This window comes from Vibrio sp. M250220 (assembly GCF_036533795.1).
Classification (GTDB): domain Bacteria; phylum Pseudomonadota; class Gammaproteobacteria; order Enterobacterales; family Vibrionaceae; genus Vibrio.
This window is the reverse complement of record NZ_JATABI010000098.1, coordinates 1-3,228: the sequence shown is the minus strand read 5'-3', so window position 1 is coordinate 3,228 and position 3,228 is coordinate 1. Positions and strand designations below refer to the sequence as shown.

Annotated in this window: 1 protein-coding gene and 1 pseudogene; both read right to left on the bottom strand. The window is 47.8% G+C overall.

All coding sequences use genetic code 11. The features are described 5' to 3' along the window. Positions 1-142 precede the first annotated feature (142 nt). Positions 143-2,425 carry a hypothetical protein gene (locus QTN94_RS19385; RefSeq protein ID WP_331428586.1) on the bottom strand — a complete coding sequence of 761 codons (2,283 nt, stop codon included), beginning with the start codon at positions 2,423-2,425 and terminating at the stop codon, positions 143-145. Between the two features lie 318 nt (positions 2,426-2,743). Beyond that, positions 2,744-3,228: pseudogene (locus tag QTN94_RS19380) on the bottom strand (DUF6708 domain-containing protein); the annotation flags it as partial.

Below are 3,228 nucleotides of genomic sequence, written 5' to 3'. Positions count from 1 at the left end.
TTACCTGGATTTAATGGTTCTTGTTGCATTAAATGACCATTGGGGTAGTGATCCACGCCGTGTTGGGTAATATGGAAGTTGGGGGTAAAGCCAAACTCCTCTGGCCCAACCCAATGGTTGGGGCCGACTTGTCTAATCTCACTCATGATTTAGTTTTCTCGATTTCAAAAGACTCCAACTCAGTACTGCTGCGCCAGAACTCAAACCACTGTTTGTCATCACTGATGGTGATTTTCGGATACTTTAGTGTGACAGGATAACCAGCGGGGTTATGATAAGCGAGCGCCAGTTGATAAAAACGATAGTCTGTTTCCAGTTCTGTTTCATCGACCTCAAAGCTCAGCGCGGCAGTGGTGTCATTAAGCAGAGTGATCTTGCCGTTAAGCTGATTGGTTTGCCAGCGGTTTTCTCGACTGTGACTCACCAGTAGATCCTTAGTGTCCTTCTGCGCATAACCCTGCAGATACACACTGACATCGCTGGTTAATGGCACAAAACCCGGCAGTAAGATATGCAGTGTAAAACGGCTCAGGCCATCGGTTTGACTGACATTGAGTAGCTGTGGGATGGGTTTAAATAAATAGTCGCCAAACGCGGTCAGCTCTTGTTGCATCACTCTAATCGCATCTTCTAGCTTGGCATCTTGGTCAAAAAGCTTCAGTCGTTGTTCCAAGGTGTTGAATTTGGACTTACCGTAAGCATAATTGCCACGGCCCCAGAAGGAGCCTTTTAAAAACAGTTGGGTTTTATCGTCCATTAAGGAGGCTCGGATTATCTCTAGCGTCAGCGCGGTGACACCCAGTACCACCGCAGCGACTGCCATAACCGGCGCCGCCGCTGGTACCAGTGCCACCCAGGCGCAATACGCCGCCATACCATTGACCAAGAGTGTTACCCCTGACATTGCGGTAGCCAAGGCATTTTGGCTACCAACCAGATCAGTGCCGAGTTGATACCCACTGCCCAGGGCGGCAACCACACCACCGATAACTGGCAACCAACGAAAAGTCACTTCAGTAACAATGGTGGCCCAATGCCCTATGCGCTCTGCGAATTTTGTCGAATTTAAAAAGGTAACGTTGGTATCACTTAATAGTGAAGTTAATGATTTGGAGATTGACGTACCAAGCAGCTTAGCACCATCTTCCTTCATAAACTCAGTAAAGACCTGTTTACCGCCGACTTGGCCAAAGCGTGCCCCAGCAAACTGATCGAGAGCGGCAAAAGAACTGGTGATTAATCCGACCCAGGCGTTTGCACGATCAACGACCCATTTTAGAGGATTTTCCGAAAACTGACTGTTGACTTGTGACGTGTTGTAAACCTGAACTAAAAAGAACAGGCCGACAGTGGTGCTTTGCACATTGGGGGTAAATACCTGCTCTGTTTGGCGATAGAGCTTCATCAAGGCGGTTTTTTCACTTAAGAAATCATTGCCGTTAACCTGTTTAAGCCAATATTTCGCGTGCTTTTCAACCGTGGTTAACTTTTTATCTGGGGCAGACGTCTGGTTAACCGCATACAGGTTGAGCGTTTGAGTACTGGTTTGCTGTTGTGGAGCGTTGGTGATATGCCCGGTTGCCGCAAAGACCATCACGGCATACGAAGCCTCAATATCAAACATCACATCAGCCAGATTGCTGGTTACCAATGGGAATTGATAGTTATAGCGGTAAGTAAGCAGGCTATAGGTCTCCTGCCAAAGCACAACCGTATTGCTTTCATGACTTAATTGAACCAAAGGGCTGGCGATAGACTGTATCAGCCCATCGGTGGCCACCGTTGCAGGCATATCACCCGATTCAATCAGCCCACTTCTTACACTGGCAATCGCTTCAATACTGGAATTGCTGTTGGTTGTTCCGTTAAGCTCTTTTAGCCATTTAGAGCCTTCTAACACCAATGGCTTGGCAAAGCCTAGCGCGGCTAAGAAGTGCGCCCCAGCCCCTTTTTCCTGTTGTGGTTGCTCTGAGACCACGGCAAGCAAGGTTTTACTCCAGCGCTGAGCCAGTGCAACGCCTTGATCGGTGGCCTCAAGATTGTTGGTCATCGCAAACAAGAGGCTTTCTTTAAGCGCGATTTGTTCTTTGTCACTGTCATCTAACCAGGCGAGCGCGATATCTAGCTGTTCATGATCTAACCAAGTCAACCAATCTTCAGACAAGGTTTCAAGCTGCTGCTTGAGTTTGGGCATCGCATCTTGGTAGTCCTTTAGGTAGCCTTCCATCTCATCAACGTGCAAGCACTTTTCTAACTCTTGCTTTCTTGAAGAGCCTGCGGCCGCTTGGCGTTGTTCCATTTCTTGATCACTGCGCTTACGGGCAGAGAGTGCGGCAGCGTAATGACCCGTCGGTTGATACTCTGGGACTTTCGATGCGGCTTGTGTCATCTCGTTGTCGATAATGTGCTTGGTTAACTTTGCCATCTGGAGAGGATGTTGCGACGTGCTCAAACTCGACATGGTGAGATCGTAAGCAATAGAGAACTCACGGCACAGATCGGTCGCAATACCAATCGCATCAACCAGACAGACCGCGTAGCTATTTTTAGGCGTTTGTGCTTCGTATGGTACGCGTATCCCATTGATATCAGAGACAGGCTCTAAAGTGTGTAAGGGACAGGCGTCATTAAAACGTTATTGGGCCAACTTGTCTAATCTCACTCATGATGGGTTATTCCTCCGCGAACAGCTCGACTGCCGCTCGATTGAGCGGCAGTGCGGATAAACTGTCGTGAAAAACGTCTAATGCCAATTGCATCGTTTACCTGTCCATTCATGGACTTGTTCTGGCCATTTATGTCTCAAAGGATTACACCAGAGTGAAAAAAGAGCGGGGCGGAGTAGAAATAAAATTGGCAAAACCAAGATAAAGCGAATCAATGCGACAAAGTTGCTGTATCCTTGCTCTCTAGCTTTATCTGTGTTGATGCCCGGAACACGTGGAGTTTTACTGATTTGGTACCACAGTGGCTGTTCGTCTGCCATATAGCGGCGAACATACTCCCAATAACCATACATAGGGGCATGACTGCCCATATGGCGAAGTAAACTGAGATATTGATGGCGTTGACCAGTTAAATCGGCATTGACCGCGTGTTTAGGGTTAAGCCAGAGCATTAACTCATAGCCATCTTTTAACCGCCCGTAGCCCATATGGGTTTTCGCGACAATGACGGATATTTCACACTCTTGCCACGGAATACGATAGAGCACTTTATCGTGCCATA